This is a genomic window from Thauera butanivorans NBRC 103042 (genome assembly GCF_001591165.1).
In the GTDB taxonomy this organism is placed as follows: Bacteria; Pseudomonadota; Gammaproteobacteria; order Burkholderiales; family Rhodocyclaceae; genus Thauera; species Thauera butanivorans.
The window spans coordinates 1-13,195 of the sequence record NZ_BCUG01000062.1 but is presented as its reverse complement, the minus strand read 5'-3'; the positions used below and the strand labels follow the sequence as shown (position 1 = coordinate 13,195).

Genomic DNA, 13,195 nt, shown 5'->3' with positions numbered 1-13,195 from the left:
GCGGAAGCAGAAGAAGCGGCGGCAGCTTACTTGTCACCGATACGGAAGATGCGGGCCAGCGGCGTCCTGGAGTCGGGACCGAACCAGGTGTCGTAGATCGCCTGCGCCCGGCCGCTGGCTTCCAGTTCGCGCAGCGAATTATTGACGAACTCGGTCAGGCGCGTTTCGCCCTTGGGCAGGCCGGCGCCGATCAGGTCGTCGGAGATCGAGAAAGGCGGAATCTCGTACTTTTCCCTGTCCGGCACGTTGGCGAGCAGGCCGACCAGCTTCGGCCCGTCCTGCGTGATCGCCTGGACGTTGCCGTTGCGCAGCGCAGTGAAGGCGAACGGGGTGTCGTCGTAGGCGACCAGCGTGGCGGTCGGGTATTTCTCGCGCAGCACGATTTCGTTGGTCGTGCCCTTGTCCACGCCGATGCGCAGCTTGCCGAGTTGGTCCGGCGAAGCCAGCGTGCCCTTGCGGACGATGAACTGCTGGCCCGAGGCGAAATAGGGAATACTGAAATTGACCTGCTTGGCACGCTCTTCGGTAATGGTGAAGTTGGCCAGCACGATGTCGACCTTGTTGGCGGCCAGCAGCGGAATGCGATTGGCCGGGTTGGTCGGCACCAGTTCGAGCTTCACGCCGAGCCGGTCCGCCAGCTCCCTGGCGTAATCGACGTCCAGGCCGGCGATCTGGCGGGTCTGCGGATCGATGAAGCCGAACGGCGGATTGCTGTCGAAAGCAGCCACGCGCAGCACGCCGTTCTTCTTGATGTCGTCCAGACGGTCGGCCTGGGCGAGGCCGGACAGCAGGGACAGGGCGACCAGGGTCGCCAGGCGCAGTTTCTTCATGTCGGGAACTCCATTTGCATTGCGGAACATGACGCCGGCAGGCGCCGGCGAGCGAGGCGAGATTAAGCGCCGCGCCGCGGATGTCCAACGAACAAGAAGTGATATCGATATGCGTGCCGGCGCCTTCAGCCCGCCAGCGCCTGCATCAGGTCGGCCAGCAGGCCGTCAATGGAAGCTGGACAAGCTCGTCAGGAGCCGACGGTAAGTGGCACGTCTATCGAGAGCAGGCGGAGAGCTGCGAAAAACTGAATACTTCATGGCCGACTAAAAATTTGTGTCAGCATGCCACGAAGCCTCGCGCGCATCGGTTTTCCAAGAATCTTCCAACTTGCATTCATCATGCTCGCGGATTATTCTCCCCGGTTTCAGCACAAAAGCACAACGGGATGGTCGATCTAGTCACTTCCACGCGAAGCAGCGACGCTCAAGCCGCCGTGTCGGCGGCCGGCACGATTCCTTCGCTCCCCGACCAACCGCTTGTTATCGATGGTCAATAACAGCCGGAGCAGCGGGTATCACTATATCCGACGATCCCGAAGCCTGATTCGACGGGACGCCTGGAGCCAGCCTGATTCGCTACGCTCGCGGCCACCGGTCGAAGCTTTCCGCCATGCGGAAAACTTGATTCAAAGAGGACGACATGGGGAATAGGCCAACACTATCTCAGGCATTCTACGCATTTAGCGACGTCAATAAATCGGTATCCGAAGTTGGATCTTTCATCGGCGGAAAAGTCGATTACAACATTAACAAGCTTACCAAAGAAGAAGGTCGATTCGAGAACGCCTGCGCGATTAGATTGAGTTATGTATTGAATAAAACAGGATACAGAATTCCCTCCATTGCAGGCCAGACAGTATCCGGAGAAAATGGAAATTGGTATATTTTCAGGGTTTCGACACTCATTCAATATTTGAAGAGAAAATTTGGCGAACCCGATTATGTTATTGACGACCCGACGGCATCGAAACTGGCAAAACACAAAGGAATCGTGGTTTTTGAGGTTAGCCAGTGGGTCGATTCAAGTGGCCATGCCACCATTTGGAATGGCGTCAACTGCTCCGATCAATGCTATTTTTCAGAGGCGAAAAGGGTGCACGTATGGATATTAGAAAACTGATTGGAGCAACAGCCCTTGTTTTCTGGACGACAGCTCACAGCACCGGAGAGCATGCATTCAAGAACGCCAAAGAAATAACGCTGTTTGAGAACACATCTCTGTCGATGTGTCTGGGGATGGGTTACAAAGAAAAATCCGGCTATTTTACCGATCAATTCAGCCAGGCAATCAATGGCTACAGAGAGTTCTCGAACATATCCCCTGATGCATACGATGATTTACGCGCCACAGTAAGAAACTGGCTGGACAAGGACTATCGCAGCAAAGATGAAACCCAAAATATTCTGATGAAGTGCATTGATCTCAGTAACTCCGCAGATGTTCGTGCCATCTATGAAAAACATGACCCCTGCAAATCACCTGATTCATGGCTTGACACAGAAGAATACAGATTAAGATGCAACTAAGCACATGGCGATCAAGGCTGGAGTAACATTGATTACGGAAGCCGGGAGTTGGGAAAATCTCCGTGACGAGCTTAATCCCGTCTCGTCATGCACAACTGCACCGTTGGTACTCCAAGAGGCGTATCCATGGCTTCTGGACTGAACATATTCCTCATGGCCGCAATGTTTACGGCCATTCCTGCCCATGGCCAGGCGCAAGCGCCGTCGGCGCAGACGGATACATCCGTCCACGCGAGATCCTCTTCCTATACGCCGGCGCAGCATCTCGTGAATTACGCCTTGAGCACCTGCCTGGCACAAGGCTTTCCCCGACAGCCAATTGAGCGCGAAGCGCTGGCCGCAGCCGGGGGCTATGTCGAACTTGGGGCATACGATGCGGAGGCCTACTGCGAAGCGCAGCAACTGGCGCAGCGGTATCTGCAGAAAAGCTATCTCGGCAAGCACGCCGATACGGAGCTGACCGTCATGAAATGCGTGGATCTCATGTACAGCGCCGAACTGCAGGACATCGTACGGCGCTACCAGACGGAACTGGAAACAAGACTGCGTGCGCAAGCCGAAGAGGCAGCCGGCTCGCCGGTCTCGCCGGCAACGAATAACCGTCCCTGACGTCCAGGCAGCACCAATCGCGCGGCGCACGCCGGATATCCGGCGAGCAAGAAGCGCTATCAATGAGCTGCGGTGCCTTCAGCCCGCCAGCGCCTGCACCAGGTCGGCCAGCAGATCGTCCGCCGGCTCGATGCCCACCGACAGCCGCAACAGATCCGGCGGGCAGCGGCTGCCTTCCCCTTCGACGCTGGCGCGGTGCTCGATGAGGCTTTCCACCGAGCCGAGCGAGGTCGCGCGCTTGAACACCTGCACGCGCGCGGCCACGTCGCGGGCCTTGGCCTCGCCGTCCTTCAGGCGGATCGACAGCATGCCGCCGAAACCGCCGCGCATCTGCGCCGCGACGACCGCATGGTCCGGATGCGAGGGCAGGCCGGGGTACAGCACCTGCGCGATGGCGGGATGGGTTTCGAGTTCGGTGGCGAGCCGCAGCGCATTGGCGCAGGCGGCGCGCACGCGCAGGTGCAGGGTGCGCATGCCGCGCAGCAGCAGCCAGGCCTCGAACGGCCCGAGGATGCCGCCGCCGAGGTTGCGCATGACCCGGATGCGCTGCCACAGCGGCGAATCCTCGCGCGTGACGAGCGCCCCGGCCACCACGTCCGAATGGCCGTTGAGGTACTTGGTGGCCGAATGCATGACGATGTCGGCACCGAGCGCCAGCGGCTGGCACAGCACCGGCGTCGCCACGGTGGAATCGACCACGGTCATCGCTCCCTGCTCACGGGCGAGCGCGGCCGCAGCGCGGATGTCGGTGACTTCCCAGGTCGGGTTGGCGGGCGTCTCGATCCACAGCAGGCGGGTCGGCGCCGCGGCGAGCTGCGCGCGCAGGCCGTCGATGTCGGTGTTGTCGTAGAACGCGAGCTGGATGTGGCCGTGCCCGGCCAGGTCCAGCAGCCACTTGCGCAGCGCCCAGTACATCGAGCGCGGCGCGACGACGCGGTCGCCCGCATCCAGCGCCTGCAGCACCGCCGTCGCCGCGGCATGGCCGGAGGCGAACAGCAGCGCCTGCGCGCCGCCTTCGAGCTGGCGCAGCACCTCTTCCGCCTCGATGTAGGCCGGGCTGCCGTCGCGCGCATACAGCCGCCCGCCCGGATAGCTGCCGTCGGCCGCGCGCTCGAACGTGCTGGCGAGATGGATGGGCGGCACGATGTCGCGGTAGGGCTCGGCGACACGGCCGAGGCCATGCACGGTGAGGGTTTCGAGTGAGCTCATGTCGGGTTCCTGTCGGTATCGCCGCGGCGCGGCCAGATTGCGCAAGCGCAGGCGCGACAGGCTAGCGCGTCGCCCGGCGCAAGCCAAGCGCGCCCGCCGCGCCGGAGGCGGCGTCCATGCATAACGATCGCATGAAATCTTGGTTTGCCGATCCCTTTCCTGCCGCTAAGGTGACGGCCCTGATCGTCCGAATTCCGCCCCCCGCAAGCCCTGGAGACCGCCGTGCCCCTGACCGAACTGGTGCATTACTTCAACAAGCGCAGGCAATTCGCCCGCGCCGGCACCGAGGAGGACACCCTCGAATTCGATGGCCAGCGCGTATATGCCCGCTTCGCCGGCCACATCCTCGGCAGCCTGTTCCAGCCGCTGGCGGAACGCGGCGGCCGGGTGCTCGGCCATGAAGCCCATCTGCAGGCCTGGGGCAGCGGACGGGCACTGCCCGCGCAGGCGGTCTTCCTCGATGCGCGCACCGACGAGGCACTGGTGCGGCTCGACCGCCTGGTGCGCACCCTCCACGCGCTGAACTTCCTGCTGCAGCGCGGGCAGGCCGGCGGCATCCTGGCGCTCAACGTCCACCCGCGGCTCGTCCGCGCGGTGCCCGACCGGCACGGGCAGGTATTCGAGAGCGTATTGTCGCGCTGCGGACTGACGCCCGACCGGGTGGTGCTCAAACTGGCCGACGACGGCCTCTCCGAGCCGGCGCCGCTGGCCGCCGCCATCGCCGAATACCAGGAACGGGGTTATCGCATCGCGCTGGACAACTTCGGCCGCCATTCGTCCGAACTCGGCCGGCTCGAAGCGCTCGCGCCCGACATCGTCAAGCTCGACCGCAGCCTGTCCCGCCCCCCCGCGCCGGCCGCACACATCGCGGCAGCGCTGGTCGCCGAAATCCGCCGCCGCGGCATGCAGGTCGTCGGCCAGCACATCGAGAACGCCGAACAGCTCCAGCACGCGAAGGAACTCGGTGTCGATTGGCTGCAGGGCTTCCTGATCGGGCGGCCGGCGCTGGATTGCAGGCCGATCGCCAGGCCGCGCCGCGTCCCGGTCGCGGCCTGAGTGGCGGCAGGCGAACTGCGCGGCTTCAGCGGCAGCGCTTTCGCGTCCGGCCACCGCCCCGGACGGGGGTTGAGCCTCGCCATCCAGGCTCGACACCACGCTGTGGCGCGAGGCGCTTCAGCGCGCGAAGCGTTCCAGCACGTAGCGCTCGGCGCGCGTGATCGCCGCGCGCTGCGCCGGCAGGCCGTAGGCGTAGCCCTGCAGCAGCAGGCCGTCGGGCAGATCGCCTTCGAGCCTGTGCTCGAGCCGGGTGATGATGATGGTCGCGCCTTCGCGCAGGCCCGCCAGCCAGTCCAGGCGCTTGCGCCAGTCGTCGGCGAAAAACAGGTGGGCATTGTCGATCTTGACGAACTGGGCCGGCACCCGGCTGGCGAGCGACTGCCACTGCGCCGGCGAATCGACGTTGATCGCCACCTGGAAGCCGTTGCTGCGGTAATTGCGCAGCACGAAGCCCAGCAGTTCGGGCTGGCTGCTGGCTTCGAGCGGGGTTTCGATGACGACGCGCTCGGGCGGCAGGCCGAGGGCGTCGAGCACCTTGCGGAAAGCCGCGCCGTGATCGCCGCCGACCGCCGCCAGCAGGCGGCCATGCACGTTGAGGAAGAGCAGGCCGTCGCCTTCGACCGAGGACAGGAAATTCAGCGCATGGACGGTGCGCGCCAGGCGGTCGAGCGCGACCAGGCGGCCGTCGTCGGCATTGGCCGAGAACAGCGTCCACGGCGACAGCGCGCGCTCGCCGCTGCCGAGGATGCGCAGGTAGGCCTCATGGCCGAAGATGCCGTCCGCCGACGGCGGCACGATCGGCTGGAACACGCTCGACAGTTGGCAGCCGAACCAGTCGCCGACCACGCCGCCTTCCGGCAGGCGGCGCAACTGCTTGCCGCCCTCGCGTTCGAGCGGCAGCTGGTCGAGGAAAGCGCGGGCCCGCTCGGCGAGCGGGCTCTGCAACAGCCTGTGGTCGTTCATGTGCCTTCCTCCGTCCTCTGCCAGCTTGAAGAAGCGGTACGAGGCCGGATGCTCGCGCATCCGCGGCGGAAAACGAACGAAGAAAAACGGCTTAGAAATCCATCGCCTGCGATTAAGGCGGGATGTGCAGGCAATCGGCCCATTGGCGCCATGCATGCGGCGCAATGCCGGCATGGCCTGCGGCCGTAGCGCCGTCACGGCACACGGACGCCTCGTCGTAGAGGCGCCCGCAACACGAAACTCAGTTCTGGATGGCTTCGAGGCTGATGCTGATCGTCACTTCGTCGCCGACGTTGGGTGCGTACTTGCCGGCGTTGAATTCGCTGCGCTTGACCACCGTGGTGGCGTTGGCGCCGATCGCGTCCTTCTTCATCATCGGGTGCGGCATGTTGGCGAAATGCGTCACCTGCAGCGTAACCGGCTTGGTCACGCCCTTGATCGTCAGATCGCCTTCGATGCTCACCGGCTTGTCGCCTTCGAAGTTGACCTTGGTCGACTTGAAGGTGGCGGTCGGGTAGTTGGCGGTATCGAAGAAATCCGCCTCCTGGATGTGCTCGTCGAAGGTTTCGTAGCCGGTGTTGACCGACTTCATGTCGATGGTGATGTCGACCGCGCCGGTCTTCGCTTCCTTGTCCAGCGTGACGGTGCCGGTGGTCTTGTCGAACTTCGAGATCTGGGTCGACATGCCGAAGTGGCTGTACGAAAAGCTCGGGAAAGTATGCGTGCTGTCGATGGTGTAGGTCTGCGGCGCGGCCAGCACCGGGATGGCGGCAGCGGCGGAAACGGCCAGGACGGCGGCGAGCTTGGTGATATGCTTCATGGATTGGTTCTCCTCGGTTGGAAAGTACAGGAACTCATGCAACTCATTGTGCGGCAGCAGCGATGCGGAAGTTGATGCTGACATCATTGGCAACGATGTCGAAGGCTTTCCAGGCGCCTTCACCCACCGAGAAGTCGCCGCGCTTGATCGTCAGCGTACCGTCGAACACGCCGGTACCGCCCTGCTCGGTGAAGGTCGCGGGGACGACGACGTCGCGGGTCGTGCCCTTGATCGTCAGCTTGCCCGCCACTTCGTAGTTGTTGCCGCCGAGCGCCTTGACGCCGGTGGATTCGAAACGTGCCTTGGGGAAGGCCGCGGTATTGAACCAGGTCTTGGCTGCGACTTCCTCGTCGCCTTCGTCGCTACCGGTGTCGATGCTGGCGAGTTCGACTTCGACGACGGCCGAGGCCGCTTCCGGTGCGGCGGGGTCGAAGCGGAGCTGGCCGTCGAACTGCTTGAAGCTGCCGTCCATCGACACCCCCATCTGCTGGTAGCCGAAGCCGATCCGGCTCTGCTCGGCCAGCACCTTGCCGTATTCGGCCGCATGGGCGGCGGAGGCGAAGGCGAGCGTCGAGAACAGTGCGAGTGCAAAACGTTTCATGATGGGCAATCCTCTGAAGTCGGGGTGGAATTCACGAACGGTGGCGCGGCAGCATGCGCGTCAGTACGTCGTCCTTGTCGAAGAAATGGTGTTTCAGCGCTGCTCCGATGTGGCCGAGCAGCACGGCGATCAGGATCAGGTTCAGGCTCAGATGCACGGTCTGCAGTAGGTCGCCCAGCGCCTTGTCCTTGTCCAGCAGATCGGGCAGCGGCAGCACGCCGAACCATACCGTCTGGATGCCCTTGGCCGAACTCATCAGCCAGCCGGACAGCGGAATCGCGAACATCAGCACGTATAGCAGAAGATGACCGGCATGCGCGGCGAAACGTTCGATCGCGCCCATGTGCTGCGGCAGTTCCGGCGGGCGATGGCCGATACGCCAGGCCAGGCGGAACAGCACCAGCAGGAAGATGGTGACGCCCGCCCACTTGTGCCACGAATAGATCTGCAGCTTGGTGGGCGACAGCGGCAGGCCGGTCATGTAGAAGCCGACGCCGAGCATGCCGAAGATCAGCACGGCAATGCCCCAGTGCAGGGCTTGGGCAGTGGCGGTGTAGCGTGTGTTCGTCGGTGTGCTCATGGCTCGATTCCTGTGGCTTGCCTGGACCCAGGGTCCAGGCGGCAGCGGAAACCCGACTTTATTGATATCTTCGCCAATAAAAAAGACGGATTCCAAAGAATGATCGTTGCTGAAAACGGAACAATTCCCCAACGCGCGCGCCTCAAGCAGCGCTCCGTCCCTTTCAGCACCGGCAAAGCTCGAATTCCGCTAAGCAATCCAGCTTGCCCCGAATAAACAGCGCGGATTTTCTTCGTTCGCGACCGGACGTCGACGTGGCCTCATTGCGCCACCGGCCGGCGGCGAATGCCGGCTTTTCCGTCCTCTCATCCTGTTTCCATTCCGAGGCATCCGACCATGATCGTCACTCGTCGTTCCGCGCTGAAGGGGCTGCTCGCCGCCGCCTCCCTCCCCTTGTCGCTGTCATCCCCCCTCGCCCTTGCCGATTCGCCGGCGATCCGCATCGGCTGGCAGAAAGGCTCCACGCTGTCGATCGTGAAGGCGCGCGGCAATCTCGAAGCACGCCTGAAAGCCGAAGGCGTCAAGGTGACGTGGACCGAATTCCCCGCCGGGCCGCAGATGCTCGAAGGCTTGAACGTCGGCAGCATCGACATCGGCGTGGTCGGCGAGACGCCGCCGGTGTTCGCGCAGGCGGCCGGCGCCGACCTGGTGTATTTCGGCAACGAGCCGCCGGCGCCGCGGGCCGAGAAGATCCTGGTACCGAAGGATTCGCCGATCAGGACACTGGCCGATCTCAAGGGCAAGCGCGTGGTATTGAACCGGGGCTCCAACGTGCATTACCTGCTGGTCAGGGCACTGGAGTCGGCCAATCTGAAATACAGCGACGTCGAAGTCGCCTACCTGCCGCCGGCCGACGCCCGCGCCGCCTTCGAGCGCGGCTCGCTCGACGCCTGGGTGATCTGGGACCCGTTCGGCGCAGCTGCCGAAGCGCAGGTCGACGCCCGCATCCTGGCCGACGGTACCGGCATCGCCAACAACTACAACTTCTACATCGCCGCGCGGCCCTTCGCGCAGAAGCATCCCCAGGTGCTCGCTTCGGCGCTCGAAGCCATCAACGAGACCGGCGAGTGGGTCGGCCGGAACCAGAAGGAAGCCGCCGCCATCGTCGCGCCTCAGATCGGCCTGCCGGTCGAGATCGCCGAAGTCTCGATATCGCGCTACGGCTACGGCGTGAAGCCGCTGAGCGACGAGGTGATCCGCCACCAGCAGCGGATGGCCGACACCCTGGCCGAACTGAAGCTGATCCCGAAGAAGCTCGACGTGGCTTCGGTCGTGTGGCGCCCCGCGCACTAAAGGAAACCCGTCATGAGCATACGCAAGCCACTCGACATCTTCTGGTTCCTCCCCACCCACGGCGACGGGCGCTATCTCGGCTCGTCGAACCGGGCGCACGACATCGCGGCCAGGCACGTCAAGCTTTACCTGTCCTGGGGCGAACCGCCGTCGGAAGTGGCACGCAAGTTCGCCGACGTGCGGCGGCGCGCCGGGAAGGAGGGCCGCCAGGTGCGCTTAGGCATGCGCCTGCACGTGATCCCGCGCGAAACCGAGGCCGCGGCCTGGCAGGCGGCGGAAGAACTGAGCTGAAGGGAGCACATCCATGGCACATTCGAACGACACCTCGCGCGCCGGCTGGCCGGGCCGCATCGGCCCCTGGCTGGTGCCGGCCGCGATCCTCGCCAGCTGGCAGATCGCCGCCCAGACTGGCTGGCTGTCGACACGCATCCTGCCGGCCCCTTCCGCCGTGCTGGCCGCGCTGTGGGCGCTGGCAAGCTCGGGCGAACTGCTGACCCATCTGCAGGCCAGCTTCGCCCGCGCCGCGATCGGCTTCGCCATCGGCAGCGGCATCGGCTTTTTCTTCGGCCTGATCAACGGCTGCTGGCGCGTCGCGGAGAACCTGTTCGACACCACGCTGCAGATGGTGCGCAACGTGCCCCACCTGGCGCTGATCCCGCTGGTGATCCTGTGGTTCGGCATCGACGAGGGCGGCAAGCTCTTCCTCGTCGCGCTCGGCGTGTTCTTCCCGGTGTATCTGAACACCTTCCACGGCATCCGCTCGGTCGACGCCGCGCTGGTGGAGATGGGCCGCTCCTACGGCCTGTCGGGCTGGGCGCTGTTCCGCCACGTGATCCTGCCCGGCGCGCTGCCCAACATCCTGGTCGGCGTGCGCTACTCGCTGGGCTTCATGTGGCTGACGCTGATCGTCGCCGAAACCATCGCCGCCAGTTCCGGCATCGGCTACATGGCGATGAACGCGCGCGAATTCCTGCAGACCGACGTCGTCGTGCTGGCGATCCTGCTGTACGCGGTACTCGGCAAGCTGGCCGACGTCGCCGCCCGGCTGCTCGAACGCCGCCTGCTGCGCTGGAACAACGCCTATGCCGGCGCCTAGACAGCGCTTCACATCCTCACGACCCGGAGAACAGCCGATGGGCTTCATCAACCTGAAGGAACTCGCCGAAATCGGCGAACAGGTCGCGCTCGGCCAACCCGTGCCGCCCGCCGAGCCGAGCCGCACTGCGCCGGATTCCGGCCCGCCACGCGACAGCGGCGTGCCCATCGCGCTGCGCGGGCTGGGCAAGGCCTATGGCGCGCGCACGGTGCTGTCATCGATCGACCTGGGCATCGCCGCCGGCGAATTCATCGCCATCGTCGGCCGCAGCGGCTGCGGCAAGAGCACGCTGCTGCGCCTGCTCGCCGGGCTCGAGACGCCAAGCGAAGGCAGCATCGCGCTGGACGGCCAGGCGCTGCGCGACACCCACGACGAACTGCGCCTGATGTTCCAGGACGCGCGCCTGCTGCCGTGGAAGAGCGTGGCCGACAACGTCGCCCTCGGCCTGCCCGGCTCGGCACGGAAACGACGCGAAGCGGCACTCGCCGCGCTGGCCGACGTCGGCCTCGCCGACCGCGCCGACGAGTGGCCGGCACGCCTGTCGGGCGGCCAGCGCCAGCGCGTCGCCCTGGCGCGCGCACTGGTGCACAAGCCCCGCCTGCTACTGCTCGACGAGCCGCTGGGCGCACTCGACGCCCTCACCCGCATCGAGATGCACGCGCTGATCGAACGGCTGTGGCGCGAACAAGGCTTCACCGCGCTGCTCGTCACGCACGACGTCTCCGAAGCCATCGCGCTGGCCGACCGCGTGCTGCTGATCGAAGACGGCAGCACCGCGCTCGACCTGCGGATTGCGCTCGAACGCCCGCGCGACCGGACCAGCGCCGGCTTCACCGTACTGGAAGACCGGGTGCTGCGGCGGATATTGCAACATCCGCCGCAGGAGGAGACGCCGCCCCCTGCTCCCGCCGCTGCCCCTTTCATCCAATGGCGCTGGGCAGCCTGAGCCGGCCGCGCCGGGCCGGGGGGCAATCCCGGGAGTAGATGCCCGATAGCAGAAAATCGAATAAGCAACGCTACTTTCATTATTTCCGCTGTAGGTGCGCCATCCCTAGACTCGCCCGCACATCACCAGTCTCCGGAGCCCTCAGTGAATACTTCCTCTCGCCAACCGAACGCCGTCCGCGGCATCCTGGCCGCACTCGTCCTGTCGGTGTCGGCATCCGCCGCGCTCGCAGACATCACGCTGCTCAACGTGTCCTACGACGTCTCGCGCGAGCTGTACAAGGACATCAACCCCGCATTTTCCGCGCACTGGAAGGCCCAGGGCGGCGAGCCCGTCAGCGTCAACCAGTCGCACGGCGGCTCGAGCAAGCAGGCGCTGTCGGTCGCCGCCGGCCTCGATGCCGACGTGGTGACGATGAACCAGTCGCCGGACATCGACATCCTGGTCGAGCGCGGCGGCCTGGTCGCGGCCGACTGGCGCCAGCGCCTGCCGCACGAAGCCACGCCCTACACCACCACCTCGGTCTTCCTGGTGCGCAAGGGCAATCCGAAGAACATCAAGGACTGGGACGACCTCGCCCGCGACGGCCTGCAGGTGATCGTGCCCAACCCCAAGACCTCGGGCAACGGCCGCTACACCTACCTGGCAGCCTGGGGCTACGCGCTCGACAAGACCGGCAGCGAGGCCGGCGCACGTGAATTCGTCGGCAAGCTGTTCGCCAACGTGCCGGTGCTCGACGGCGGCGGCCGCGGCGCCACCACCACCTTCACCCAGCGCGACGTCGGCGACGTGCTGGTGACCTTCGAGAACGAGGCCATCCTGATCGCCCGCGAACTCGGCGACAACAAGTTCGACGTGGTCTATCCGTCGATCTCGATCGACGCCTCGGCACCGGTGGCGGTGGTGAAGTCGGTGACCGAAAAGCGCGGCACGGCAAAGGCCGCCGAAGCCTACCTGGAGTTCCTGTTCTCGCCCGAAGGGCAGGCGATCATCGCCAAGCACAACTTCCGCCCGCGCGACGCCGCCGTGCTGGCGCAGAACGCGGACAAGTTCCCGCCGATCCGCACCTTCACCGTGGATGAAAAACTCGGCGGCTGGCCGGCAGTGCAGAAAACGCACTTCGCCGACGGCGGCATCTACGACCAGATCATCGAGAGGCGCTGAACACCGCGACAGGGCCGGAGCTTACGCGTACGCACGTGCTCAGCCCAGTCCTCGTCGCCCGCCCGGAGCGCGGCACGAAGCTGTCGGGTTCGTAGAGATACAGGGTGTGCAGCGCCTGTGCCGGCATGCGCGGATGACGCGCGGGGCGCTGCTCGGCCAGCAGACGGTTGCCGTCCCAGGTGAAGTGGTCCGCTAGCGAAGTTCAGCTATACCAATGGAGGCTCAGGAAAAACATTTCTGAATTAGTGACGATTGAGATAAAACTACCGCACCCCATTCTTTATCATCGAAAGAACCAATGGGGCGAAGAAAGAAAAACCCATTATAATATACCGAAAAAACTATCTCTTTTTGGAATCCATAATCTTGCGGCTCTGGATAGCCCCAGCCGATTCGCAACAATTCATCAATTTCGTTTTTTTGTTTGATGTCATCGCTACACATCCATACCCCCTCTTCCTATGATATTTGCGACTTGAATGGAATCAAAATTCTCTAGGG

General features: G+C 64.2%; 17 protein-coding genes. 10 read left to right on the top strand and 7 right to left on the bottom strand.

Annotated elements, in window-relative coordinates; all coding sequences use genetic code 11:
* Positions 1-26 precede the first annotated feature (26 nt).
* Positions 27-830 carry an ABC transporter substrate-binding protein gene (locus TBU01S_RS19630; RefSeq protein WP_068639193.1) on the bottom strand — a complete coding sequence of 268 codons (804 nt, stop codon included), beginning with the start codon at positions 828-830 and terminating at the stop codon, positions 27-29.
* 80 nt (positions 831-910) lie between these two features.
* On the opposite strand from TBU01S_RS19630, the gene TBU01S_RS24105 reads away from it, so the two are divergent.
* The 4 genes from TBU01S_RS24105 (at position 911) to TBU01S_RS19625 (ending at position 2,966) form a co-directional block, all read left to right on the top strand.
* Positions 911-1,327, top strand: coding sequence for a hypothetical protein (locus tag TBU01S_RS24105; RefSeq protein WP_157659219.1), 417 nt, complete (start codon positions 911-913; stop codon positions 1,325-1,327).
* Between the two features lie 143 nt (positions 1,328-1,470).
* On the top strand, positions 1,471-1,950 hold the full coding sequence (locus TBU01S_RS23305) for a type VI secretion system amidase effector protein Tae4 (RefSeq protein ID WP_083953741.1): 480 nt from the start codon (positions 1,471-1,473) through the stop codon (positions 1,948-1,950).
* Entirely contained in the window at positions 1,932-2,357 is a 426-nt protein-coding gene (locus tag TBU01S_RS24100; protein WP_157659218.1) for a T6SS amidase immunity protein Tai4 family protein, read from the top strand. The genes TBU01S_RS23305 and TBU01S_RS24100 overlap by 19 nt, the downstream gene beginning before the upstream one ends.
* A 126-nt stretch (positions 2,358-2,483) precedes the next feature.
* The gene (locus tag TBU01S_RS19625) at positions 2,484-2,966 is read left to right on the top strand and encodes a T6SS amidase immunity protein Tai4 family protein (RefSeq protein WP_157659217.1); all 483 of its coding nucleotides are present in this window, start codon (positions 2,484-2,486) and stop codon (positions 2,964-2,966) included.
* A 78-nt stretch (positions 2,967-3,044) separates the two neighbouring features.
* On the opposite strand, the gene TBU01S_RS19620 is transcribed toward TBU01S_RS19625, so the two are convergent.
* Positions 3,045-4,175: a trans-sulfuration enzyme family protein gene (locus TBU01S_RS19620; protein WP_068639191.1), complete on the bottom strand. Its 1,131-nt coding sequence runs from the start codon at positions 4,173-4,175 to the stop codon at positions 3,045-3,047.
* A gap of 222 nt (positions 4,176-4,397) precedes the next feature.
* On the opposite strand from TBU01S_RS19620, the gene TBU01S_RS19615 reads away from it, so the two are divergent.
* Entirely contained in the window at positions 4,398-5,231 is an 834-nt protein-coding gene (locus TBU01S_RS19615) for an EAL domain-containing protein (protein WP_068639190.1), read from the top strand.
* 117 nt (positions 5,232-5,348) lie between these two features.
* On the opposite strand, the gene TBU01S_RS19610 is transcribed toward TBU01S_RS19615, so the two are convergent.
* From TBU01S_RS19610 to TBU01S_RS19595, 4 genes are all read right to left on the bottom strand, one after another.
* A complete protein-coding gene (locus tag TBU01S_RS19610; RefSeq protein ID WP_068639189.1) occupies positions 5,349-6,194 on the bottom strand; it encodes an EAL domain-containing protein in 846 nt (281 codons plus the stop codon).
* 241 nt (positions 6,195-6,435) lie between these two features.
* On the bottom strand, positions 6,436-7,014 hold the full coding sequence (locus TBU01S_RS19605; RefSeq protein WP_068639188.1) for a YceI family protein: 579 nt from the start codon (positions 7,012-7,014) through the stop codon (positions 6,436-6,438).
* Between the two features lie 43 nt (positions 7,015-7,057).
* Positions 7,058-7,615, bottom strand: a complete 558-nt coding sequence (locus TBU01S_RS19600; protein WP_068639187.1) for a YceI family protein — start codon at positions 7,613-7,615, stop codon at positions 7,058-7,060.
* A gap of 31 nt (positions 7,616-7,646) precedes the next feature.
* A complete protein-coding gene (locus tag TBU01S_RS19595; RefSeq protein ID WP_068639186.1) occupies positions 7,647-8,195 on the bottom strand; it encodes a cytochrome b in 549 nt (182 codons plus the stop codon).
* Positions 8,196-8,531: 336 nt separating this feature from the next.
* On the opposite strand from TBU01S_RS19595, the gene TBU01S_RS19590 reads away from it, so the two are divergent.
* The 5 genes from TBU01S_RS19590 to TBU01S_RS19570 all read left to right on the top strand — a co-directional run bounded on the left by TBU01S_RS19590 (position 8,532) and on the right by TBU01S_RS19570 (position 12,694).
* Positions 8,532-9,488 (top strand): sulfonate ABC transporter substrate-binding protein, encoded by a 957-nt coding sequence (locus tag TBU01S_RS19590; protein WP_068639185.1) that lies wholly within the window; start codon positions 8,532-8,534, stop codon positions 9,486-9,488.
* Positions 9,489-9,500: 12 nt separating this feature from the next.
* Positions 9,501-9,779 (top strand): LLM class flavin-dependent oxidoreductase, encoded by a 279-nt coding sequence (locus TBU01S_RS19585; RefSeq protein WP_068639184.1) that lies wholly within the window; start codon positions 9,501-9,503, stop codon positions 9,777-9,779.
* Between the two features lie 13 nt (positions 9,780-9,792).
* Entirely contained in the window at positions 9,793-10,584 is a 792-nt protein-coding gene (ssuC, locus tag TBU01S_RS19580) for an aliphatic sulfonate ABC transporter permease SsuC (protein ID WP_068639183.1), read from the top strand.
* 37 nt (positions 10,585-10,621) lie between these two features.
* Positions 10,622-11,530, top strand: coding sequence for an ATP-binding cassette domain-containing protein (locus tag TBU01S_RS19575; protein ID WP_083953739.1), 909 nt, complete (start codon positions 10,622-10,624; stop codon positions 11,528-11,530).
* Positions 11,531-11,674: 144 nt separating this feature from the next.
* Positions 11,675-12,694, top strand: a complete 1,020-nt coding sequence (locus TBU01S_RS19570; protein ID WP_068639182.1) for a sulfate ABC transporter substrate-binding protein — start codon at positions 11,675-11,677, stop codon at positions 12,692-12,694.
* Positions 12,695-12,916: 222 nt separating this feature from the next.
* Here the strand turns inward: TBU01S_RS19570 and TBU01S_RS24095 are convergent, their stop codons facing one another.
* Positions 12,917-13,138 (bottom strand): hypothetical protein, encoded by a 222-nt coding sequence (locus tag TBU01S_RS24095; RefSeq protein WP_157659216.1) that lies wholly within the window; start codon positions 13,136-13,138, stop codon positions 12,917-12,919.
* Between the last annotated feature and the right edge of the window lie 57 nt (positions 13,139-13,195).

Excerpts from the sequence above, each read along its gene's own strand:
- TBU01S_RS24100 (WP_157659218.1), top strand. The coding sequence starts at position 1,932 with ATGGATATTAGAAAACTGATTGGAGCAACAGCCCTTGTTTTCTGGACG.
- TBU01S_RS19590 (WP_068639185.1), top strand. The coding sequence starts at position 8,532 with ATGATCGTCACTCGTCGTTCCGCGCTGAAGGGGCTGCTCGCCGCCGCC.
- TBU01S_RS19620 (WP_068639191.1), bottom strand. The coding sequence starts at position 4,175 with ATGAGCTCACTCGAAACCCTCACCGTGCATGGCCTCGGCCGTGTCGCC.
- TBU01S_RS19585 (WP_068639184.1), top strand. The coding sequence starts at position 9,501 with ATGAGCATACGCAAGCCACTCGACATCTTCTGGTTCCTCCCCACCCAC.
- TBU01S_RS24105 (WP_157659219.1), top strand. The coding sequence starts at position 911 with ATGTCCAACGAACAAGAAGTGATATCGATATGCGTGCCGGCGCCTTCA.
- TBU01S_RS19595 (WP_068639186.1), bottom strand. The coding sequence starts at position 8,195 with ATGAGCACACCGACGAACACACGCTACACCGCCACTGCCCAAGCCCTG.
- TBU01S_RS19575 (WP_083953739.1), top strand. The coding sequence starts at position 10,622 with ATGGGCTTCATCAACCTGAAGGAACTCGCCGAAATCGGCGAACAGGTC.
- TBU01S_RS19605 (WP_068639188.1), bottom strand. The coding sequence starts at position 7,014 with ATGAAGCATATCACCAAGCTCGCCGCCGTCCTGGCCGTTTCCGCCGCT.
- ssuC (WP_068639183.1), top strand. The coding sequence starts at position 9,793 with ATGGCACATTCGAACGACACCTCGCGCGCCGGCTGGCCGGGCCGCATC.
- TBU01S_RS19600 (WP_068639187.1), bottom strand. The coding sequence starts at position 7,615 with ATGAAACGTTTTGCACTCGCACTGTTCTCGACGCTCGCCTTCGCCTCC.
- TBU01S_RS19630 (WP_068639193.1), bottom strand. The coding sequence starts at position 830 with ATGAAGAAACTGCGCCTGGCGACCCTGGTCGCCCTGTCCCTGCTGTCC.
- TBU01S_RS24095 (WP_157659216.1), bottom strand. The coding sequence starts at position 13,138 with ATGTGTAGCGATGACATCAAACAAAAAAACGAAATTGATGAATTGTTG.
- TBU01S_RS19610 (WP_068639189.1), bottom strand. The coding sequence starts at position 6,194 with ATGAACGACCACAGGCTGTTGCAGAGCCCGCTCGCCGAGCGGGCCCGC.
- TBU01S_RS19625 (WP_157659217.1), top strand. The coding sequence starts at position 2,484 with ATGGCTTCTGGACTGAACATATTCCTCATGGCCGCAATGTTTACGGCC.
- TBU01S_RS23305 (WP_083953741.1), top strand. The coding sequence starts at position 1,471 with ATGGGGAATAGGCCAACACTATCTCAGGCATTCTACGCATTTAGCGAC.